Below are 21056 nucleotides of genomic sequence, written 5' to 3'. Positions count from 1 at the left end.
TGCGCCAGTTGGCAACTTATTCGCGATGGTCGTCACATTTATTGATAAACAGCATCAATGATTTTATTTCTACGCAAACGGTTTCGTCGGGGCGCAGGATTCACTATAATGACGCCCGTTTCCCCCCCTGGCTCACCCTGAAAGCTTCGAAGACGAGAGACTTATGATGGAAATTTTGCGTGGTTCACCTGCACTGTCGGCATTCCGTATTAATAAACTGCTGGCACGATTTCAGGCGGCCAACCTTCCGGTAAGCGCCATATATGCCGAGTATATTCATTTTGCCGATCTGAACGCTCCGCTGAGCGCTGACGATCGCGAGCGCCTGGCGCGACTGCTTCAGTATGGCCCGAGCTTAAGCAGCCATACCCCGACCGGTAAATTACTGCTCGTGACCCCTCGCCCTGGCACCATCTCTCCCTGGTCTTCTAAAGCTACCGATATCGCTCACAACTGCGGTCTGACTCAGGTCGTGCGCCTGGAGCGCGGCGTGGCGTATTACGTTGAAGCCTCAACCCTGACCGAAGCGCAGTGGACCGCGGTGGCGGCGGAACTGCACGACCGCATGATGGAGAGCGTCTTCGACGCCCTGGAAGCGGGCGAGACGCTGTTTGCCCATCATCAGCCGACGCCGGTCACCAGCGTTGACCTGCTGGGCGAAGGCCGTCAGGCGCTGATTGACGCCAACCTCCGTCTGGGGCTGGCGCTGGCAGATGATGAAATTGACTACCTGCAGGATGCGTTTACCCGTCTGGGCCGCAACCCGAACGATATTGAGCTGTATATGTTCGCCCAGGCGAACTCTGAGCATTGCCGCCACAAGATTTTCAACGCCGACTGGATCATCGACGGCGAACAGCAGCCGAAGTCGCTGTTCAAAATGATCAAAAACACCTTCGAAAAAACGCCGGACTACGTCCTGTCGGCCTATAAAGACAATGCCGCGGTGATGGAAGGGTCTGAAGTGGGGCGCTATTTTGCCGACCACCAGACCGGGCGCTACGACTTCCATCAGGAGCCGGCGCACATTCTGATGAAGGTGGAAACCCATAACCACCCGACGGCCATCTCTCCATGGCCGGGCGCGGCAACCGGCTCCGGCGGCGAAATCCGTGATGAAGGCGCCACCGGCCGCGGCGCGAAGCCGAAAGCGGGCCTGGTGGGCTTCTCGGTTTCCAACCTGCGTATTCCGGGCTTCGAGCAGCCGTGGGAAGAAGATTTCGGTAAACCGGACCGCATTGTCACGGCCCTGGACATCATGACCGAAGGCCCGCTGGGCGGCGCGGCGTTTAACAACGAGTTTGGTCGTCCGGCGCTGAACGGCTACTTCCGCACCTATGAAGAGAAAGTCACCAGCCACAATGGCGAAGAGCTGCGTGGCTACCACAAACCGATCATGCTGGCCGGCGGTATCGGCAACATCCGCGGCGAGCATGTGCAGAAGGGCGAGATTACCGTCGGGGCGAAGCTGATCGTGCTGGGCGGCCCGGCGATGAACATCGGCCTCGGCGGCGGCGCGGCCTCTTCTATGGCCTCCGGCCAGTCCGATGCCGACCTCGATTTCGCCTCCGTACAGCGTGACAACCCGGAAATGGAACGCCGCTGTCAGGAAGTGATCGACCGCTGCTGGCAGCTGGGCGACGCCAACCCGATCCTCTTTATCCACGACGTTGGCGCGGGCGGTCTCTCCAACGCCATGCCGGAGCTGGTGAGCGACGGCGGCCGCGGCGGTAAATTCCAGCTGCGCGATATTCTCAGCGATGAGCCAGGGATGAGCCCGCTGGAGATCTGGTGTAACGAATCGCAGGAGCGTTATGTTCTGGCGGTCGCCCCGGAGCAACTGCCGCTGTTCGACGAACTGTGCCGCCGCGAACGCGCGCCTTATGCCGTTATCGGCGAAGCTACCGCGGAGCAGCACCTGAGCCTGAGCGACAGCCACTTTAACGATCAGCCGATCGACCTGCCGCTGGACGTTCTGCTCGGCAAAACGCCGAAAATGACCCGCGATGTGCAGACCCTGAAAGCCCAGGGCAGCGCGCTGGATCGCCAACCGATTACCCTTGCTGATGCGGTAAACCGTGTTCTGCACCTGCCGACGGTGGCCGAGAAAACCTTCCTCGTGACCATCGGCGACCGCACCGTGACCGGTATGGTCGCCCGCGACCAGATGGTCGGCCCGTGGCAGATCCCGGTGGCCAACTGCGCGGTGACCACCGCCAGCCTCGACAGCTACTACGGCGAAGCGATGGCGATGGGCGAGCGCGCCCCGGTTGCCCTGCTGGACTTCGCGGCCTCTGGCCGTCTGGCCGTCGGCGAAGCGCTGACCAACATCGCCGCCACGCAGATTGGCGAGCTGAACCGCGTGAAACTGTCAGCTAACTGGATGGCCGCCGCAGGTCACCCGGGCGAAGACGCTGGCCTGTATGAGGCGGTGAAAGCGGTAGGCGAAGAGCTGTGTCCGGCGCTGGGCCTGACCATTCCGGTCGGTAAAGATTCGATGTCGATGAAAACCCGCTGGCAGGAAGGCAGCGAGCAGCGCGAGATGACCTCCCCGCTGTCGCTGGTGATCTCCGCTTTCGCCCGTGTCGAAGATGTTCGTCATACCGTCACGCCGCAGCTTTCTACAGAAGATAACGCTCTGCTGCTGATCGACCTCGGTAAAGGGCACAACGCGCTGGGCGCGACGGCGCTGGCGCAGGTCTATCGCCAGCTCGGCGACAAGCCGGCAGACGTGCGTGATGTCGCTCAGCTGAAAGGCTTCTGGGATGCGATGCAGGCCCTGGTGGCGCAGCGTAAACTGCTGGCCTATCACGACCGCTCCGACGGCGGCCTGTTGGTGACCCTGGCGGAAATGGCCTTTACCGGCCACTGTGGCCTGGAAGCAGATTTCGCCGCGCTGGGCGATGACCGTCTGGCCGCGCTGTTCAACGAAGAGCTGGGGGCGGTGATCCAGGTGCGCGCTGCAGACCGTGAGGCGGTGGAAGCCATTCTGGCGGTTAACGGCCTGGCAGACTGCGTGCATTACCTTGGTAAAGCGGTCGAGGGCGATCGCTTCGTGCTGACCGCCAACGGTCAGACGGTGTTTAGCGAGAGCCGCACTACGCTGCGCATGTGGTGGGCGGAAACCACCTGGCAGATGCAGCGTCTGCGCGACAACCCGGCCTGCGCCGATCAGGAGCACGAGGCGAAAGCCAATGACGCCGATCCGGGCCTCAATGTGAAGCTTTCGTTTGAGATTAATGACGACATTGCGGCGCCGTACATTGCCACCGGCGCGCGTCCGAAAGTGGCCGTCCTGCGCGAGCAGGGGGTGAACTCCCACGTTGAAATGGCGGCAGCCTTCCATCGCGCCGGCTTTGACGCCATCGACGTGCATATGAGCGACCTGCTGGCGGGCCGCACCGGTCTGGGGGATTTCCATGCCCTGGTGGCCTGCGGCGGCTTCTCCTATGGTGACGTGCTGGGCGCGGGTGAAGGCTGGGCGAAGTCGATTCTGTTCAACGAGCGCGTGCGCGATGAGTTCGCGACGTTCTTCCATCGTCCGCAGACGCTGGCGCTCGGCGTGTGCAACGGCTGTCAGATGATGTCCAACCTGCGCGAGCTGATCCCGGGCAGCGACCTGTGGCCGCGCTTTGTGCGTAACCAGTCTGACCGCTTCGAAGCGCGCTTTAGCCTGGTGGAAGTGACGCAAAGCCCATCCCTGCTGCTGGAAGGCATGGTTGGCTCACGGATGCCGATTGCGGTCTCCCACGGCGAAGGTCAGGTGGAAGTGCGCGACAGCGTGCATCTGGCCCAGCTGGAGAGCAAAGGTCTGGTGGCGCTGCGCTTCGTGGATAACTTTGGCAAAGTGACCGAAACCTATCCGGCGAACCCGAACGGTTCCCCGAACGGTATCACCGCGGTGACCAGCGAAAGCGGGCGCGCGACCATCATGATGCCGCACCCGGAACGCGTCTTCCGCACCGTAAGCAACTCCTGGCACCCGGAGAACTGGGGCGAGGACAGCCCGTGGATGCGTATCTTCCGTAACGCGCGTAAACAGCTGGGTTAACCTTCCGGCAGCGCCTCATGTGAATGTATCAGCCCCCTGCTCAGGCAGGGGGCTTTTTTTATCTGTGATGGCCGGCACGCCAGGGTGTCGGGAATTGCCGACAACCCCTATGTTATGGTGTCGTCAATAGGAGACACTTAACATATTGATTTTATTGAGCAGTGGTGCGACGCCTGTTTAGTGTCGTCAATTAGCGACAATATGAATAAAAAATGTACGGTTCCGGTATGGCAATGATCGTGAGCTAATATCATATATATCAGCGTGTTAATAAAATGTTTTGAAAGGTGGCATAGTTCATGCATAATATTAACCAGTGGCTCATTCACCTTCTTATGTCAGCCCCTTCGGGACGCGCTACATAAACTTCGAATGACGCACAAACAGGTGCCTGCCGTCCAACTCCTGATAACAGCCTGGCTTTATCAGACATCGGGCGAAACGTCGAGTAAGGCACCGCCTCATTCCTGAACAAAGCCAGGCCTTGCGCCTGGCTTTGTTGTTTCTGCGGCGCAGTAACCAGCGGTAGCGCTTTTCTCCGGCGCGCTCCTCAGTTAGCATCGACCAGAGCTAATGATTGAGACAACATCCTTGAAGCGACTCTCTCTTTTTCCCCGTTCGCTGCGTCAACTGGTGACGCTCTCCTTTGTGCTGATCCTGCTGCCGCTGTTGGTGCTGGCGTGGCAGGCCTGGCAGAGCCTGAATGCCCTTAGCGCCCAGGCGGCGCATATTAACCGCACTACGCTGGTCGATGCCCGACGCAGCGAGGCGATGATCAATGCTGCGCTGGAGATGGAGCGCAGCTATCGCCAGTACTGCGTGCTGGACGATCCGACGCTGGCGCGGGTGTATCAGAATCAGCGACAGCGCTACAGCCAGATGCTGGATGCCCATGCCGGCGTGCTACCGGACGAGAAACTCTGGCAGGCGCTGCGTCAGGACGTCAGCGATCTGGCGCAGTTGCAATGTAAAAATAGCGGCCCCGATGCCCAGGCGGCCGCCAGACTGGAAGTTTTCGCCAGCAATAACAGCGATATGGTGCAGGCGACCCGGGCAGTCGTCTATTCCCGCGGCCAGCAGCTGCAGCAGGAGATTGCCGAACGCGGCCAGTTTTTCGGCTGGCAGGCGCTGGTGCTGTTTCTGCTGAGCCTGGCGCTGGTGCTGCTCTTCACCCGCATGATTATCGGTCCGGTGAAAGGCATAGAAAGAATGATCAATCAGCTGGGAGCAGGGAAGTCGCTGGACGACGCCGCATTGTTTACCGGCCCGCGCGAGCTGCGCTCGGTGGGCAAGCGCATCATCTGGCTCAGCGAGCGCCTGGCGTGGCTGGAGTCGCAGCGGCATCAATTTCTTCGTCATCTGTCGCATGAGCTGAAAACCCCGCTGGCCAGTATGCGTGAAGGTACCGAGCTGTTGGCCGACCGGGTCGCCGGGCCACTGACCCCTGAGCAGCAGGAGATCGTCGAGATCCTCGACAGCAGTAGTCGTAACCTGCAAAAGCTGATTGAACAGTTGCTGGATTACAACCGAAAACAGGCCGACAGCCCGGTGGCTCGCGAAGCGGTGGATCTGGTGGACCTGGTGGAAAACGTCGTGGCGGCGCACAGCCTGCCCGCGCGGGCTAAACTGATGCATACTGAACTGACGCTGCAGGCGCGGCGTTGCCTGGCAGAGCCTGCACTATTGATAAGCGTAATGGATAATCTCTACTCCAATGCGGTGCACTATGGCGCTGAATCCGGTAACATCCGTATCCACAGCTACCGGCACGGAGAGCAGGTGCGTATTGATGTCGCCAACAGCGGCGAACCGATCCCGGCCGCGGAAAAGAATATGATTTTCGAGCCTTTTTACCAGGGGAGTCACCAGCGTAAAGGGGCCGTTAAGGGCAGTGGGCTGGGGTTGAGTATCGCCCGCGACTGCGTCCGGCAGATGCAAGGGGAGCTCAGCTTAGTTGACGCGCCCGCCGGGCAGGTCTGTTTTCGCATTACGCTTCCCTCAGCGCCGGAATAATCCAACTTATGAATCGATATCGGGGAACTATGTCCCAATTCCTGGCCTGGCGCCGTTCCCTTCGCGGATGGCTGCTTTCAGGCATTGCTTGTCTGACGCTGGCGGGGTGTTCCGCCGGCTTTTCACCGCATACCGCGGAAGGTACCGCCGCCCCCGGGCAGGCGCAGCATCAGGTGGCCGATTTTGTCGCGGTAGACTGCGCGGACATCTGGGCCCACAGCAGCGATGCCAGCGACAAAAATCCCCTCTACTGGCTGCGGGGCATTGACTGTGCCGATCGCCTCGCACCGGCGCAGGCGCGGGCGGAGGCGAAACGCCATACCGACGACAGCTGGCAGGACGCGTTCCGTCGCGGCATCCTGCTTGCTGATGCCAAAATTACTCCCGACGAGCGTCGCGACCTGGTGGCGCGTCTCGATACCTTCAGCCCGCAAATCGCCGTTCAGGTCCGCCCGCTGTATCAGCTTTGGCGCGACGGCCAGACCCGTCAGCTGCAGCTGGTGGAAGAGCGTGCCCGTTACGCGAAGCTTCAGCAGTCCAGCGATAGCGAACTGGAGACGCTGCGACAGCAGGAGCAGGCGCTGCGCGAACAGCTGGAGCTGACCACCCGTAAGCTGGAGAACCTGACGGATATCGAACGCCAGCTCTCCAGCCGCAAGCCGGGCGGCAACTTCGGCAGCGAAAAAGTGCCGGAGGTGATCCATGACGATCCGTAAACCGGCGCGTTTGCTGCTGGTGGATGACGATCCGGGGCTGTTGAAGCTGCTGGGCATGCGCCTGGTCAGCGAAGGCTACAGCGTGGTCACCGCCGAGAGCGGGCCGGAAGCGCTGCGCGTGCTGGGGCGTGAGAAAGTGGATCTGGTGATTAGCGATCTGCGGATGGATGAAATGGATGGCCTGCAGCTGTTCAGCGAGATCCAGAAGGGGCTGCCCGGCATGCCGGTGATTATTCTCACCGCCCATGGTTCGATTCCCGACGCCGTGGCCGCGACCCAGCAGGGGGTGTTCAGCTTCCTGACCAAGCCGGTCGATAAAGATGCCTTGTATAAAGCCATTGATGAGGCGCTGGAGCAGCGCTCGCCGGCCACCGACGAAGCCTGGCGCCAGGCGATTGTGACCCGCAGCCCGCTGATGCTGCGTCTGCTTGAGCAGGCCGGGATGGTGGCGCAATCGGATGTCAGCGTGCTGATTAACGGCCAGAGTGGGACCGGGAAGGAGATCGTCGCCCAGGCAATCCATAACGCCAGCCCGCGTCATGATAAACCGTTCGTGGCGATCAACTGCGGCGCGCTGCCGGAACAGCTGCTCGAATCCGAACTGTTTGGCCATGCGCGGGGCGCCTTTACCGGCGCGGTCAGTAACCGTGAAGGATTATTCCAGGCCGCTGAGGGCGGTACGCTGTTTCTCGACGAGATCGGTGATATGCCGGTTGCGCTGCAGGTGAAGCTGCTGCGCGTCCTGCAGGAGCGTAAGGTGCGTCCGCTGGGCAGCAACCGCGATATCGAGATCAACGTGCGGATCATCTCCGCCACCCATCGCGACCTGCCGAAGGCGATGGCCCGCGGCGAGTTCCGCGAAGATCTGTTTTACCGACTCAACGTGGTGAATCTGAAGATCCCACCGCTTTCCGAACGGGCTGAGGATATCCCGCTGCTGGCTAATCATTTGCTGCGCCAGTCCGCCGATCGCCATAAGCCGTTTGTCCGGGCGTTTTCCAGCGATGCGATGAAGCGGCTGATGGCCGCCAAGTGGCCGGGTAACGTGCGCCAGCTGGTGAACGTGATTGAGCAGTGTGTGGCCCTGACCTCGTCGCCGGTGATTGGCGACGCGCTGGTGGAGCAGGCGCTGGAAGGAGAGAATACCGCGCTGCCGACCTTCGTGGAGGCGCGCAATCAGTTTGAGCTGAACTACCTGCGCAAGCTGCTGCAAATTACTAAAGGCAATGTCACCCACGCCGCGCGGATGGCAGGGCGCAACCGCACCGAATTCTATAAACTGCTGTCGCGCCATGAGCTCGACGCCAACGACTTTAAAGAGTAGCTCCGCAACATAGCGCAAGTTATGATACGGTAAGCAACCGGTTACGCGACTAAGACAGGAACACCATGAAAAAGATTGATGCGATTATTAAACCTTTCAAACTGGATGACGTGCGTGAAGCGCTGGCCGAAGTCGGCATCACCGGGATGACGGTGACGGAAGTGAAGGGCTTTGGCCGCCAGAAAGGTCATACCGAGCTGTACCGCGGTGCGGAGTACATGGTGGATTTTCTGCCAAAAGTAAAAATTGAAATCGTGGTGACCGACGATATCGTCGATACCTGTGTGGATACCATCATCCGTACGGCGCAGACCGGCAAGATTGGCGACGGCAAGATCTTTGTCTTCGACGTCGCGCGGGTCATTCGTATCCGTACCGGTGAAGAAGACGACGCGGCGATTTAATCCTCGCCGCTCGCTGCAGTATTGCCGGGTGAGGCTGCGCTTACCCGGCCTACAAATCCCCGCGTCGTCGGGGCTTACAGGACCTTATGCGGGCCGAAACATTCGTAATGAATGTGGTCTTTATTAACCCCTAATTCTACCAGCTGCTTCGCTGCAAACTGCATAAACGCTACCGGGCCGCAGAGATAGAACTGCATCTGCGGGGCGCGAATATTGTCCGCCACTGCCGCTAAATCCATCAAACCTTCGCTATCAAAACGTCCAGTCTGACGGTCGGCTTCGCTCGGGTTGCGATACCACACGTGAGAGGTAAACGCCGGCAGCGCCGCGCCAAGCGCACTCACTTCATCGGCAAAGGCGTGAACGTCGCCATTTTCCGCCGCATGGAACCAGTTCACCTGACCCTGATGACCGCTCTTCGCCAGCGCATCCAGCATCGCCAGCATCGGCGTTTGCCCGACGCCCCCGGAGAGCAGGGTGACCGGCGTCTGCGGTTCAACGTTAAGGAAGAAGTCACCCGCCGGGGCGGCTAAATAGACCACATCGCCTTCGCTGGCATGGTTATGCAGCCAGCTGGAAACCTGACCGCCGTCCTCACGTTTTACCGCGATGCGGTAGCCTTTGCCGTCTGCTTTGCGGGTTAAAGAGTATTGACGAATTTCCTGATATTCGAAGCCTTCCGGTTTCAGCCAGATGGCCAGGTACTGGCCAGGCTGGTAATCGGCGACCGGCTGGCCATCAACCGGTTCGAGCTCAAAGCTGGTGATAAGCTGGCTGCGCGGGGTTTTCTTCACGATGCGGAACGCGCGGGTCCCTTCCCAGCCGCCGGTTTTACTGGCGTTTTGCTGATAGATCTCGGCTTCGCGGCCGATAAAGACGTTCGCCAGCACGCCGTAAGCTTTTCCCCAGGCATCAAGCACGTCCTGACCCGGGCTGAACATTTCATCGAGGGTCGCCAGCAGATGGCTGCCAACGATGTTGTACTGCTCCGGTTTGATCTGGAAGCTGGTGTGTTTCTGGGCAATTTTTTCCACCGCCGGCAGCAGGGCGGGCAGGTTATCGATATTGCTGGCGTAGGCGGCAATGGCGTTGAATAACGCTTCGCGCTGATCGCCGTTGCGCTGGTTGCTCATGTTGAAAATCTCTTTGAGCTCCGGATTATGCGCGAACATACGATCGTAGAAATGGGCGGTGAGCTTTGGGCCGGTCTCTACCAGCAGGGGGATGGTGGCTTTGACCGTGGCGATGGTTTGAGCGTCGAGCATAGCGTGCTTCCTTGTGTGTTATCTTATTGATGCATTTTAAATGCATCTTATAGAAATAACCCTGCTATGTAAATGGTTCTTTAACACTTAACCCCGATGCCGTTACAACATGAAGAATTTGCATCACAAACCTGAAAAGAAATCCGTTGATAATGAGAGAGACGTTATTGCTCAAAGCCTTGTGTCATGCGGAGCCAATCGTTTGCGTAAAATCCTTTGTCAAGACCTGTTATCACAGAATGATTAGGTTATACTGTGGGCCGTTGTCCAATCGGACCGCCTTTTTAGGCCGAAATTTTATTGTTAGCTGAGTCAGGAGATGCGGATGTTAAAGCGTGAAATGAACATTGCCGATTATGATGCCGAACTGTGGCAGGCTATGGAGCAGGAAAAAGTACGTCAGGAAGAGCACATCGAACTGATCGCCTCCGAAAACTACACCAGTCCGCGCGTCATGCAGGCGCAGGGCTCTCAGCTGACCAACAAATATGCTGAAGGGTATCCGGGCAAGCGTTACTACGGCGGCTGTGAATATGTCGACGTGGTTGAGCAACTGGCTATCGACCGCGCGAAAGAACTGTTCGGCGCTGACTATGCTAACGTCCAGCCGCACTCCGGCTCTCAGGCTAACTTTGCGGTCTACACCGCGCTGCTGCAGCCGGGCGATACCGTGCTCGGTATGAACCTGGCGCAGGGCGGCCACCTGACTCACGGCTCTCCGGTGAACTTCTCCGGCAAACTGTACAACATCATCCCTTACGGTATTGATGAGTCCGGTAAAATTGACTATGACGACATGGCGAAGCAGGCTCAGGAACACAAACCGAAGATGATCATCGGTGGTTTCTCCGCTTACTCCGGTATCGTTGACTGGGCGAAAATGCGTGAAATCGCCGACAGCATCGGCGCTTACCTGTTCGTCGATATGGCGCACGTGGCTGGCCTGATTGCCGCGGGTGTGTATCCGAACCCGGTTCCGCATGCTCACGTTGTGACCACCACCACCCACAAAACCCTGGCGGGTCCGCGCGGCGGCCTGATCCTGGCGAAAGGCGGTAGCGAAGAGCTGTACAAAAAACTGAACTCTGCCGTGTTCCCAAGCGCGCAGGGCGGCCCGCTGATGCACGTTATCGCGGCGAAAGCGGTGGCGCTGAAAGAAGCGATGGAGCCAGAGTTTAAAGTTTACCAGCAGCAGGTTGCGAAAAACGCCAAAGCGATGGTGGAAGTGTTCCTGAACCGCGGCTACAAAGTGGTTTCTGGCGGTACTGAGAACCACCTGTTCCTGCTGGATCTGGTGGATAAAAACCTGACCGGTAAAGAAGCTGACGCCGCCCTGGGCCGCGCCAACATCACCGTGAACAAAAACAGCGTGCCGAACGATCCGAAGAGCCCGTTCGTGACTTCCGGTATCCGTATCGGTTCTCCGGCTGTGACTCGCCGCGGCTTCAAAGAAGCGGAAGTTAAAGAGCTGGCTGGCTGGATGTGTGACGTGCTGGACAATATCAATGACGAAGCGGTCATTGAACGTGTGAAAGGCAAAGTGCTGGATATCTGCGCCCGTTTCCCGGTTTATGCGTAAGCGTTAACGTTGCAATAAAAAAGGCCGCGATTGCGGCCTTTTTTGTGCCTGCCGATTAGCGGCGGTCGAGCGAAATCGCGCCGGGGCCGGTAATCGCCAGCAGCAGAAAAGCGCCGGCAATACTGACGTTTTTCCAGAAATTAATCATGTTCGGCAATACCGCATCGCCGGTCATATCCCAGTAATGATGGCCAATCACCGCCGTACCCAGCGTATAAAAAATAAAGATGACCGCCAGCGGGCGGGTGAAAAAGCCCAACACAATTAAGATCGCCGCAGGGACCTCCATTATCACAGCGATAATCGCCGCCAGCGTCGGCATCGGCGCGCCGGAGGCGGCCATGTACTGCACCGTACCGCCAAAGCCTAACAGTTTCGGATAACCAAAAAGGATAAACAGGACCACCACGGCGATGCGGGCGATGAGCAGCAGCAAGGAGCGGGAAGCGCCAAAATCAAAATAGCGGAGTGTGTTCATAATCAGCTCGTTATGAGAGAAGTGTGATCTAAACGTAATACACAAATTTGCCCGCCGCCATGGTGAGAAAATAATAATGTTGCGCGTCGTTTCATCAGGATTTGGCTGCGGGGTTGCTCGCACTTTGATACCCGGTTATCGGATTTTATTTAATACAACCGGCGATGGGATGGTGCTCGCTCTGTGATGTGCGTCACGATTTAAAGACAAATGTACTCAACTTCCATATAGAGAGTGAGACACCGGTTTACTCAAGATGGGGTTTGTCGCCAGACTGTCGCCACCATTCGGGAGGAAATCATGGTCTTGCACTCCACGCGCTGGCTGGCGCTCAGTTATTTCACCTACTTTTTTAGCTACGGTATTTTTCTGCCCTTCTGGAGCGTCTGGCTGGCCGGAAACGGGCTGACTCCGGAAACCATCGGCCTGTTGCTTGGCGCTGGCCTGGTGGCTCGTTTTCTTGGGAGCCTGCTGATTGCCCCGCGGGTCAGCGATCCCTCCCGGCTCATTGCCGCGTTGCGCGTGCTGGCCCTGTTAACCTTACTTTTCGCGCTGGCCTTCTGGGTCGGCAGTCACGTGGCATGGCTGCTGGCGGTCATTATCGGCTTCAACCTGTTCTTTTCGCCGCTGGTGCCGCTGACGGATGCCCTGGCCAATACCTGGCAAAAGCAGATCACCATGGACTATGGCCGGGTGCGGCTATGGGGCTCCATTGCCTTTGTCATCGGTTCGGCGCTGACCGGCAAGCTGGTCAGCCTGTTTGATTATCGGGCGATCCTGCTGATGTTAAGCCTGGGTGTCGCCTCGATGCTGCTGGGTATGCTGCTTAAGCCGTCGGTGATGCCCCACGGGGAGTCGCGCCAGCAGCAGGGAGCAGGACTGACGGCCTGGCTGACGCTGGTACGCCAGAGCTGGCGCTTTCTCGCCTGCGTCTGTTTGCTACAGGGGGCGCACGCCGCCTACTACGGCTTTAGCGCCATCTACTGGCAGCAGGCCGGCTATTCTGCCTCGGCGGTCGGTTATCTGTGGTCGTTAGGCGTGGTGGCGGAAGTGGTGATCTTCGCGTTGAGTAAAAAGGTGTTCCGCCGCTTCAGCGCACGCGACCTGCTGCTGCTCTCCGCCGTCTGCGGGCTGATTCGCTGGGGACTGATGGGCTGGACCACGGCGCTGCCGGGACTCCTCCTTGCGCAGATCCTTCACTGTGGCACCTTCACGGTGTGTCACTTGGCGGCGATGCGCTATATCGCCGCCCGTCAGGGCAGCGAAGTGATCCGCCTGCAGGCCGTCTACTCCGCGGTGGCGATGGGCGGGAGTATTGCCATCATGACCGTCTTCGCCGGTTTCCTCTATCAGCACCTGCACCAGGGCGTGTTCTGGGTAATGGCCCTGCTGACGATCCCGGCGCTGATTATCCGGCCAAAAGCGGTGGCGGCCTAGTCCTCAAGCATCGCGCAGATATGCTGCTGTTGGCGTTCAGTGAAGCAGTTCTCCGCGTGGATCAGCGGCGGCGAAAACAGCGGTAGCGCCGTCGCATAAGGGGTGACGATAAGCGTCACCCCTTTGGGCGCACCTTCCTTCTGAAAGCGCTCTACGGTCTGGTATTTGATATTCAGCGGCAGCAGCGTGAGTTCGCGCAGCTGCTGTTCCAGAGCCTCTTCTATAGCCGGGTTGTCATCGGTTAGCAACAGCACCTGTTTTTCGTGCAGGTCGCTTTTCTGCATCAGCCAGGCGCCAAAGATCACCGCGATTAAGCCAGTCTCTTCCTCATTAAAACGGATGTGCCAGGCTTCCTCGAATTCGCTCAATGCCGCCTGGGTGGTACGCAGTAAGCGAGGATAGAGCCGGCTCACTTCCTCCGTGAGCGTGCTGTCGATGCCGATGGCAAACACGCTGCGGATCAACGCCTGCGATAAATGAATATAGAGTTGATCGCTGAGCCCCTGCTCATCACTGAAAGCCCTGCCGGCGAGGACCTGGAAGCGATGGATCAGGCAGGAGATAGCCAGTCGCAGGCGGCGATCGTGCGGGTGACCGTCGCGGACCGGGTCGGGGGTTTTGAGCAACATAAACAGTAGCGAGAGGAAGAAGGGCTCTCCAACATGCGGCGGAGCGCCGACCCGGCGCTGCCAGTGGCGGACAATCTCCTGCGCCAGGGTAAACTCGGCGGCGGTCTGGGCCCAACGCTGCTGTTCATCATTGAAGTCCGGAGAGTATCCCCGGTGATGCTCAAGCAGACAGTACTGCAGATATAAGCGCAGAAACTGCACGTCGCGGCAGTCAAACTGGCGATTGAGCGCCCGCGCGCAGCGGTTCACCAGCGCCTGCAGATTGGTATCATCGTATAAGGTACGGGCAATGCCTTCCTGTTTAAGCTGCGTTTTCAGGGCAGGGGTAAAATGATGATTGACGAACTGCGGGCAGAGGCGTAGCCCCCGCCGCAGCGCATGCAGCAGACATAAACGTTGGTCGAGCGCGGCGCCTTCAATCCGATAGCTGCCGTCCACCTCTGACCGGAGGGTCAAACGGTGGTAACGCTGAATTTCGCGTCCGGTCTCCTCAATATCCTGCCGGGCCGTGGTCTCATCAACGAGGTTGATCCTGCCAAGCCGTTCAGTCGTCACCGACTGTCCGGGCAGATAAAACATCAGGAGCACCTGGCTACGGCGCTGTGGACTGGAAAGCGCAGATGGTGGTTCAATGACGGTCATCATCTGGTAAGTTCCAGTTAGGGTTTTCGCTAAGAATAGACAATGGCAGAGGCGGGGGCAGGGCGAAACGCCCGCTTTAGCTCAGGATTGCTGGTGAAGTTCACAGAATTTTTCACGTGAGGAACAGATGAACAGAGTGAAACAATGCACCAGCGCGGCGTTTTTCATGGTTTTATCATTTTCAGCCGCCGCGCATCCGCATAGCTTCATTAGTTTGCAGAGCGAGCCGGTGGTTAAAGATGGTCTGCTGAGCGGGTTTAAAATGCGCTGGACCATGGATGAAATTACCTCATCGGATCTGCTCTATGACGCCGGTAACGCCAAACCGGGCAGCGAAGTATGGAAAAAGCTGGCGGCGGAGGTGATGGCCAACGTACTCGGCCAGCACTATTTCAGCGAGCTGTGGCACAACGGCCAGCGGGTGAAATTTGAAAATCGTCCCGACGGCTATGGCCTCGAGCGTGACGGACTGCAGGCGGTACTGACCTTTACGCTGCCGCTGGCGACGCCGCAACCCGTTGCCGGGCAGACGTTTACCTTTTCCACCTTCGACCCGACCTACTACGTCGACATGTTTTATGACAAGGATAGCGATTTTTCCCTGCCCGCCGCGCTGCGGGCCGCCTGTAAGGCAACGGTGATGACGCCAAAACCGAACGACAAAATGCTCTCGTACGCTCAGTCGCTGGATAAAGCGGATGCGCCGCCGGAGGATATGGCGCTGGGCAGCTATTTTGCCCAGAAGGTGACCCTGACATGTCAGTAATTTTCACCCCCCGCGCGCGATCCTCGCGCTGGAAAGCGCTGTGGCCGCTGGCGCTGTTGCTGGCTGTGAGCATCATCGGCGGCATTTGGCTATGGCGGGTGTGGCCGCAGGTGCTGATGCAGAGCGCGGTCTGGCAGCGCTCGTTGAATCTGGAACTCAGCCGCCTGCTGCAGGCGGTGGCGGAGAACCCGGCAGCGGCGGGCCTGTCGCTGCTCGGGTTCAGTTTCGTTTATGGTGTAGTGCATGCCTTAGGGCCCGGCCATGGCAAAATTGTCATTACTACCTGGCTCGCCACCCATCCCTCGAAGCTGAAATCAAGCATTAACCTGACGCTGGCCGCCTCTTTATTACAGGGGCTGGTGGCCATCGCGCTGGTGGTCGTGGTGCTGGCGCTGCTGCAGCTGCCGGCGCGCCAGCTGCATCTCAGCAGTTTCTGGCTGGAGAAGGGCAGCTATCTGCTGGTGGGCGCATTAGGCTTGCTGCTGTGCTGGCGGGCGTTAAAAAAGCTGCGTCTGCTGCTGAGCCGGCCAACGTTTACCGCTTTTACCCCACATCATGTTCATCACGAGCATTGCGGCTGCGGGCATCAGCATCTCCCGGCGCCGGATCAGCTTCAGAGCGGCGACGACTGGCGGGCACGCGCCGCGATCGTCCTGTCGATGGGCATGCGCCCCTGCTCGGGAGCGATCATGGTGCTGCTGTTCAGCAAGGTGATCGGGGTGTTCAGTTGGGGAATGGCGGCGGCGCTGGCGATGGCGGCGGGAACCTCGTTGACCATCACGGCGCTGGCGCTGCTGGTGCACAGTTTTCGCCAGCTGGCGGTGAAGTTGGGTCAGCATCAGGCGCCGCCGCTGTGGCGTCAGGTGGGCTGGCTGACGCTGGCGCTGGCCGGCGGCGTGATTTTGCTGGCGGCGGCAGGAGTGATGTGGTTCACCGCGGTCCCGGCCGGCGGTGGGATCCGCCCGTTTTAGTCAGACGCCGGGCGCAAATCCGAAAGTGGGCGCCTGTGCTTGCCGCTGGCGAAGCGATGCTCTAGTTTTCCGCTTTTCGGCGGATGACAAGGAGTCGCTATGGCCGCAAATATCGTTTCTTCCGCACCGAGCGGGCGGTTTTATTATGGCTGCGCCGGTGCCGCCGGGCTGCTGGCGGGCCTGGCGATCGTCTACTGGTTTCCGGCGCTGGCCAGCTGGTGGCCGTCAGATCTGGTGCGCGTTTACCACGCCATGTCGTATGTCATGGGATTCGGGGTGTCGCGTATCGGGGATATCCCGCTGGTGGCCTACGCCACCTTAACGCTGTCGGGTTTCGTCATGGCTTTTTGCCACCCCGGGCACAGTAAACTGCCCATTGTTGCCTGGGCTGTGCATAATCAGCCTTCGCCACGGGAGATGGTCGATTGGATCCTGCGCAGCTGGGTATTGCAGTTCGGTTTCCTGGTGATCATTTTCTGGCGTTTTGCTTTCATGGGGAAGCTGACCAGCTATCGGCTGATGCAGTTCGTGGGCATCTTTAACGACGTCTGCTATCTGGCCACGCTGGTGCTGGCTGGGATACTGCTGCGCGATAGCTGGCGAGACTTTCAAGGCGTTTCCGCACCGGCAAGCAATATTCGCATTCCGCTGATCTTTGCCCTGAGCTTTTATCTGCCGTTTCAGCTGGTATGGATTTTACTCAGTGCGCAGCAGTTCGAGTTGCCGCTGTGGGGATGGCTGCTGCTGGTTCCGGCGATGGTCGGCGTGCTGTTAGCCCGCCTGGCGACAGTAGGAATAGCGTTGTGTTTCCGGCGCTGGCTGGGACCGCAGGGCTGCCTGCGCTGGCGCGGGCCGCTGGCCTTGTTTAGCGGCCTGACGGTACTGTGCATCGGCGGCAATGCGGTGATTCGCCAGATCCTCAACATGATAAAATGACATAAAAAAAGGAAGCCGCGGCTTCCTTTTTGACATCTGTAAGAGATTAACGCTTCAGCGCATCGCTCAGCTGCTCACGCATATTCGCCAGCATCGCTTTCACCACGCGCGGGTTACCGGCAACGATGTTGCCCGTCAGCAGGTAGTTATGGCCACCGGTGAAGTCGCAGACAATCGCGCCAGCTTCACGGGCGATCAGCTCGCCTGCGGCGAAATCCCAAGGCTTCAGGGCGATCTCAAAGTAACCGTCAACGCGGCCGGCGGCTACATAGGCCAGATCCAGCGCGGCAGAGCCGGTGCGACGGAAGTCGGCACATTCGGTAAACATGTTGCCGAGAATATTCATGTAAGTGGTGGCGTGCTGCTTCGCTTTGAACGGGAAGCCGGTCGCGATGATGGTGCCGTCGAGGTCGCGAGCGTTGCTGCCGCGCAGACGGTAGCCGTTCAGCTGCGCGCCCTGGCCGCGGGTCGCGGTAAACAGTTCGTTACGCATCGGATCGTAAACCACCGCGACTTCAGTACGACCTTTGATGCGTACGGCGATGGAAACAGAGAAGTGGGGCAGACGTTTAACGAAGTTGGTGGTGCCATCCAGTGGATCGATAACCCATTGAACATCCTGCTCTTCACCAGCGTGTTCACCGCTTTCTTCGGTGATAATGGTGTGCTGCGGGTAAGATTTGCGAATGGTTTCGATAATAATCGCTTCAGCGGCTTTATCGACGTTGGTCACAAAATCATTGCTGCCTTTCTGGCTGGTTTCTACGGTGTCTGGCGTTTCGTAGTGCTTGGCAATTAAATTACCCGCCTTGCGCGCGGCGCGCACGGCGATGTTCAGCATCGGATGCATCGGTCTCTCTCACTGGATGTTAAAGAACGGGAAAAAACGGCGCATATAATAACAGCGAAATCTGCTTATGTCTCCGTTTTATGGTAGCATGCCCGAATAATCTTTAGCCGAAGAACCATAATGCTGCAAAATATTCGAATCGTACTGGTAGAAACCTCCCACACCGGCAATATGGGCTCTGTAGCCCGCGCGATGAAAACCATGGGCTTAACTAACCTGTGGCTGGTCAACCCACTGGTCAAACCCGATTCACAGGCGATAGCCCTCGCCGCGGGCGCCAGCGATGTGATCGGCAACGCGCAGATCGTCGATACCCTTGATGAAGCCCTGGCGGGCTGCAGCCTGGTGGTGGGTACCAGCGCGCGCTCCCGCACACTGCCGTGGCCAATGCTCGATCCGCGCGAATGCGGCCTGAAAAGCGTCGCCGAGGGGCAGCATGCGCCGGTGGCGCTGGTCTTTGGCCGCGAACGCGTTGGCCTGACCAACGAAGAGCTGCAGAAGTGCCACTACCACGTGGCGATCGCCGCGAACCCGGAGTACAGCTCGTTGAACCTGGCGATGGCGGTGCAGGTTATCGCTTATGAAGTGCGGATGGCATGGCTGGCGACGCAGGAGCAGGCGCAGCCTGCGGTTGACCATGAAGAGGCGCCGTACCCGCTGGTGGACGATCTGGAGCGTTTCTACGGCCATCTTGAGCAGACGCTGCTGGCGACGGGCTTCATCCGCCCGAATCATCCGGGGCAGGTGATGAACAAGCTGCGTCGTCTGTTCACCCGCGCGCGTCCGGAAAGTCAGGAGCTGAACATTCTGCGCGGCATGCTGGCGTCTATTGAGCAGCAGAATAAAGGTAAGTAAGCGCGTTAACGCCGGATGGCGCTTCGCTTATCCGGCCTACGAATCTACATCTCTGTTGTAGCCCGGGCGAGGCCTTTGGCCGACCCCGGGAGCGGCTCGAAATTAATAACGGCACGGAAAGCCAAATACCTGACTAAAACAGTCAAGTAAATAGTTGACCAAATTACTCGGGAATGTCAGACTTGGCCCTGCTATGCAATACCCATATTAATAAAAAGCCCGGCCAGGGGCGAGTTTGAGGTTAAGTAAGACATGAGACTGACATCTAAAGGGCGTTATGCCGTGACCGCGATGCTTGACGTTGCGCTCAACTCTGAAACGGGCCCGGTGCCGTTGGCAGATATTTCAGAGCGTCAGGGAATTTCGCTTTCCTATCTGGAACAGCTGTTCTCTCGCCTGCGTAAAAATGGCCTGGTTTCCAGCGTTCGTGGTCCAGGCGGTGGTTATCTGTTAGGTAAAGATGCCAGCAGCATCGCCGTCGGCGAAGTGATCAGCGCGGTAGACGAATCCGTTGACGCGACCCGTTGCCAGGGCAAAGGCGGCTGTCAGGGCGGCGATAAGTGCCTGACTCACGCGCTGTGGCGCGATTTGAGCGAACGCCTGACCGGCTTCCTGAACAATATCACCCTGGGTGAACTGGTGAATAACCAGGAGATCCTTGATGTGTCCGGCCGTCAGCATCAGCACGAAACCCAGCGCAATGCGCGCACCCAGGACGCGATCAACGTTAAGCTGCGCGCCTGAGTGACCCGTCCCGTTTCGGACTGCGGCTGACAGGGCGAGGCAGCACGAAACGGTCGGGACAACGATTATAAAGAGCTTTCAGAATCAGGCCGGGATGCGCCAGCATTCCGTGTACTCGGTCGTACATCAAGCCGGTTGCCTGATTCCTTGCATTGAGTGATGTACGGAGTTTAAGAGCAATGAAATTACCGATTTATCTCGATTACTCCGCAACCACGCCGGTGGACCCGCGTGTTGCCGAGAAAATGATGCAGTTCCTGACCATGGACGGGACCTTTGGTAACCCGGCCTCCCGTTCCCACCGTTTTGGCTGGCAGGCTGAAGAGGCGGTTGATATCGCCCGCAATCAGATTGCCGAGCTGGTCGGTGCCGACCCGCGCGAAATCGTCTTTACCTCTGGTGCGACTGAATCCGACAACCTGGCGATCAAGGGTGCAGCCAACTTTTATCAGAAAAAAGGCAAGCACATCATCACCAGCAAAACCGAGCATAAAGCGGTTCTGGATACCTGCCGTCAGCTGGAGCGTGAAGGCTTCGAGGTGACCTACCTGGCGCCGCAGCGCAACGGGATTATCGATCTCAAAGAGCTGGAAGCGGCGATGCGTGACGACACCATCCTGGTTTCCATCATGCATGTGAATAACGAAATCGGCGTGGTGCAGGATATCGCTACCATCGGCGAGATGTGTCGCGCCCGCGGTATCATTTACCACGTAGACGCCACCCAGAGCGTGGGCAAGCTGCCTATCGATCTGAGCCAGCTGAAGGTGGACCTGATGTCCTTCTCCGGCCATAAAATCTATGGTCCGAAAGGCATTGGCGCGCTGTACGTTCGCCGGAAACCGCGTATCCGTATCGAAGCGCAGATGCACGGCGGTGGCCACGAGCGCGGTATGCGTTCTGGTACTTTGCCTGTTCACCAGATCGTCGGCATGGGTGAAGCTTACCGTATCGCCAAAGAAGAGATGGAAAGCGAAATGGCGCGTCTGCGCACGCTGCGCAACCGTCTGTGGAACGGCGTGAAGGATATGGAAGAAGTTTATCTCAACGGCGACCTCGAGCAGGGCGCGCCGAACATTCTTAACGTCAGCTTCAACTACGTTGAAGGTGAGTCGCTGATTATGGCGCTGAAAGACCTGGCGGTTTCCTCCGGTTCAGCCTGTACTTCCGCGAGCCTTGAGCCATCCTACGTGCTGCGCGCGTTAGGCATGACTGATGAACTGGCGCACAGCTCTATTCGTTTCTCTTTAGGTCGTTTCACTACCGAAGAAGAGATTGACTACACCATCAAACTGGTTCGTAACTCCATCGGCCGTCTGCGCGATCTTTCTCCGCTGTGGGAAATGTTTAAGCAGGGCGTGGATTTGAACAGTATTGAATGGTCACATCACTAATT

The 21056-nt window shown here is 58.5% G+C and carries 17 protein-coding genes; 13 read left to right on the top strand and 4 right to left on the bottom strand.

Features of this window, described 5'->3' with window-relative positions:
* Positions 1-163: 163 nt before the first annotated feature.
* From purL to glnB, 5 genes are all read left to right on the top strand, one after another.
* Positions 164-4051: a phosphoribosylformylglycinamidine synthase gene (gene purL, locus HMPREF3142_RS25795; RefSeq protein WP_070612880.1), complete on the top strand. Its 3888-nt coding sequence runs from the start codon at positions 164-166 to the stop codon at positions 4049-4051.
* Positions 4052-4642: 591 nt separating this feature from the next.
* Positions 4643-6064, top strand: coding sequence for a sensor histidine kinase (locus tag HMPREF3142_RS25790; RefSeq protein ID WP_012967434.1), 1422 nt, complete (start codon positions 4643-4645; stop codon positions 6062-6064).
* A gap of 29 nt (positions 6065-6093) precedes the next feature.
* Positions 6094-6780, top strand: a complete 687-nt coding sequence (gene qseG, locus HMPREF3142_RS25785; RefSeq protein WP_023298077.1) for a two-component system QseEF-associated lipoprotein QseG — start codon at positions 6094-6096, stop codon at positions 6778-6780.
* Complete coding sequence (gene glrR / locus HMPREF3142_RS25780) at positions 6767-8104, top strand: two-component system response regulator GlrR (RefSeq protein WP_008803779.1); 1338 nt, start codon at positions 6767-6769, stop codon at positions 8102-8104. The genes qseG and glrR overlap by 14 nt, the downstream gene beginning before the upstream one ends.
* A 65-nt stretch (positions 8105-8169) precedes the next feature.
* Positions 8170-8508, top strand: coding sequence for a nitrogen regulatory protein P-II (gene glnB / locus HMPREF3142_RS25775; RefSeq protein WP_002914032.1), 339 nt, complete (start codon positions 8170-8172; stop codon positions 8506-8508).
* Positions 8509-8582: 74 nt separating this feature from the next.
* Here the strand turns inward: glnB and hmpA are convergent, their stop codons facing one another.
* On the bottom strand, positions 8583-9773 hold the full coding sequence (hmpA, locus tag HMPREF3142_RS25770) for an NO-inducible flavohemoprotein (protein WP_048267967.1): 1191 nt from the start codon (positions 9771-9773) through the stop codon (positions 8583-8585).
* A gap of 325 nt (positions 9774-10098) precedes the next feature.
* On the opposite strand from hmpA, the gene glyA reads away from it, so the two are divergent.
* Positions 10099-11352 carry a serine hydroxymethyltransferase gene (gene glyA, locus HMPREF3142_RS25765; RefSeq protein ID WP_008803781.1) on the top strand — a complete coding sequence of 418 codons (1254 nt, stop codon included), beginning with the start codon at positions 10099-10101 and terminating at the stop codon, positions 11350-11352.
* 55 nt (positions 11353-11407) lie between these two features.
* Here the strand turns inward: glyA and HMPREF3142_RS25760 are convergent, their stop codons facing one another.
* Complete coding sequence (locus HMPREF3142_RS25760) at positions 11408-11830, bottom strand: DoxX family protein (RefSeq protein ID WP_012540860.1); 423 nt, start codon at positions 11828-11830, stop codon at positions 11408-11410.
* Positions 11831-12130: 300 nt separating this feature from the next.
* Here HMPREF3142_RS25760 and HMPREF3142_RS25755 point away from each other — a divergent pair, with 300 nt between their 5' ends.
* On the top strand, positions 12131-13267 hold the full coding sequence (locus HMPREF3142_RS25755; protein ID WP_008803783.1) for a 3-phenylpropionate MFS transporter: 1137 nt from the start codon (positions 12131-12133) through the stop codon (positions 13265-13267).
* Here the strand turns inward: HMPREF3142_RS25755 and csiE are convergent.
* A complete protein-coding gene (gene csiE, locus HMPREF3142_RS25750) occupies positions 13264-14541 on the bottom strand; it encodes a stationary phase inducible protein CsiE (RefSeq protein ID WP_070612878.1) in 1278 nt (425 codons plus the stop codon). The two genes, HMPREF3142_RS25755 and csiE, sit on opposite strands and share 4 nt — an antisense overlap.
* Positions 14542-14665: 124 nt before the next feature.
* Here csiE and HMPREF3142_RS25745 point away from each other — a divergent pair, with 124 nt between their 5' ends.
* From HMPREF3142_RS25745 to HMPREF3142_RS25735, 3 genes are all read left to right on the top strand, one after another.
* Entirely contained in the window at positions 14666-15304 is a 639-nt protein-coding gene (locus tag HMPREF3142_RS25745) for a DUF1007 family protein (RefSeq protein WP_012967437.1), read from the top strand.
* The gene (locus tag HMPREF3142_RS25740; RefSeq protein WP_023298076.1) at positions 15295-16275 is read left to right on the top strand and encodes a nickel/cobalt transporter; all 981 of its coding nucleotides are present in this window, start codon (positions 15295-15297) and stop codon (positions 16273-16275) included. The genes HMPREF3142_RS25745 and HMPREF3142_RS25740 overlap by 10 nt, the downstream gene beginning before the upstream one ends.
* A 99-nt stretch (positions 16276-16374) precedes the next feature.
* Positions 16375-17211, top strand: a complete 837-nt coding sequence (locus HMPREF3142_RS25735; RefSeq protein ID WP_022064874.1) for a hypothetical protein — start codon at positions 16375-16377, stop codon at positions 17209-17211.
* Positions 17212-17257: 46 nt separating this feature from the next.
* Here the strand turns inward: HMPREF3142_RS25735 and suhB are convergent, their stop codons facing one another.
* The gene (gene suhB / locus HMPREF3142_RS25730) at positions 17258-18061 is read right to left on the bottom strand and encodes an inositol-1-monophosphatase (RefSeq protein ID WP_008803788.1); all 804 of its coding nucleotides are present in this window, start codon (positions 18059-18061) and stop codon (positions 17258-17260) included.
* 120 nt (positions 18062-18181) lie between these two features.
* Between suhB and trmJ the strand changes: the two genes are divergently transcribed.
* The 3 genes from trmJ (at position 18182) to iscS (ending at position 21054) form a co-directional block, all read left to right on the top strand.
* Positions 18182-18916 (top strand): tRNA (cytosine(32)/uridine(32)-2'-O)-methyltransferase TrmJ, encoded by a 735-nt coding sequence (gene trmJ / locus HMPREF3142_RS25725; protein ID WP_008803789.1) that lies wholly within the window; start codon positions 18182-18184, stop codon positions 18914-18916.
* A 252-nt stretch (positions 18917-19168) separates the two neighbouring features.
* Positions 19169-19660, top strand: a complete 492-nt coding sequence (gene iscR / locus HMPREF3142_RS25720; protein WP_008803790.1) for a Fe-S cluster assembly transcriptional regulator IscR — start codon at positions 19169-19171, stop codon at positions 19658-19660.
* Between the two features lie 179 nt (positions 19661-19839).
* On the top strand, positions 19840-21054 hold the full coding sequence (gene iscS, locus HMPREF3142_RS25715) for a cysteine desulfurase (RefSeq protein ID WP_008803791.1): 1215 nt from the start codon (positions 19840-19842) through the stop codon (positions 21052-21054).
* Positions 21055-21056: the final 2 nt, after the last annotated feature.

The sequence above is a fragment of the Klebsiella sp. HMSC16C06 genome, assembly GCF_001808325.1.
In the GTDB taxonomy this organism is placed as follows: Bacteria; Pseudomonadota; Gammaproteobacteria; order Enterobacterales; family Enterobacteriaceae; genus Klebsiella; species Klebsiella variicola.
The sequence above is the reverse complement of the archived record's forward strand: the minus strand, read 5'-3'. Positions and strand labels throughout refer to the sequence as shown.

Excerpts from the sequence above, each read along its gene's own strand:
- purL (WP_070612880.1), top strand. The coding sequence starts at position 164 with ATGATGGAAATTTTGCGTGGTTCACCTGCACTGTCGGCATTCCGTATT.
- qseG (WP_023298077.1), top strand. The coding sequence starts at position 6,094 with ATGTCCCAATTCCTGGCCTGGCGCCGTTCCCTTCGCGGATGGCTGCTT.
- glrR (WP_008803779.1), top strand. The coding sequence starts at position 6,767 with ATGACGATCCGTAAACCGGCGCGTTTGCTGCTGGTGGATGACGATCCG.
- glnB (WP_002914032.1), top strand. The coding sequence starts at position 8,170 with ATGAAAAAGATTGATGCGATTATTAAACCTTTCAAACTGGATGACGTG.
- hmpA (WP_048267967.1), bottom strand. The coding sequence starts at position 9,773 with ATGCTCGACGCTCAAACCATCGCCACGGTCAAAGCCACCATCCCCCTG.
- glyA (WP_008803781.1), top strand. The coding sequence starts at position 10,099 with ATGTTAAAGCGTGAAATGAACATTGCCGATTATGATGCCGAACTGTGG.
- HMPREF3142_RS25760 (WP_012540860.1), bottom strand. The coding sequence starts at position 11,830 with ATGAACACACTCCGCTATTTTGATTTTGGCGCTTCCCGCTCCTTGCTG.
- HMPREF3142_RS25755 (WP_008803783.1), top strand. The coding sequence starts at position 12,131 with ATGGTCTTGCACTCCACGCGCTGGCTGGCGCTCAGTTATTTCACCTAC.
- csiE (WP_070612878.1), bottom strand. The coding sequence starts at position 14,541 with ATGATGACCGTCATTGAACCACCATCTGCGCTTTCCAGTCCACAGCGC.
- HMPREF3142_RS25745 (WP_012967437.1), top strand. The coding sequence starts at position 14,666 with ATGAACAGAGTGAAACAATGCACCAGCGCGGCGTTTTTCATGGTTTTA.
- HMPREF3142_RS25740 (WP_023298076.1), top strand. The coding sequence starts at position 15,295 with ATGTCAGTAATTTTCACCCCCCGCGCGCGATCCTCGCGCTGGAAAGCG.
- HMPREF3142_RS25735 (WP_022064874.1), top strand. The coding sequence starts at position 16,375 with ATGGCCGCAAATATCGTTTCTTCCGCACCGAGCGGGCGGTTTTATTAT.
- suhB (WP_008803788.1), bottom strand. The coding sequence starts at position 18,061 with ATGCATCCGATGCTGAACATCGCCGTGCGCGCCGCGCGCAAGGCGGGT.
- trmJ (WP_008803789.1), top strand. The coding sequence starts at position 18,182 with ATGCTGCAAAATATTCGAATCGTACTGGTAGAAACCTCCCACACCGGC.
- iscR (WP_008803790.1), top strand. The coding sequence starts at position 19,169 with ATGAGACTGACATCTAAAGGGCGTTATGCCGTGACCGCGATGCTTGAC.
- iscS (WP_008803791.1), top strand. The coding sequence starts at position 19,840 with ATGAAATTACCGATTTATCTCGATTACTCCGCAACCACGCCGGTGGAC.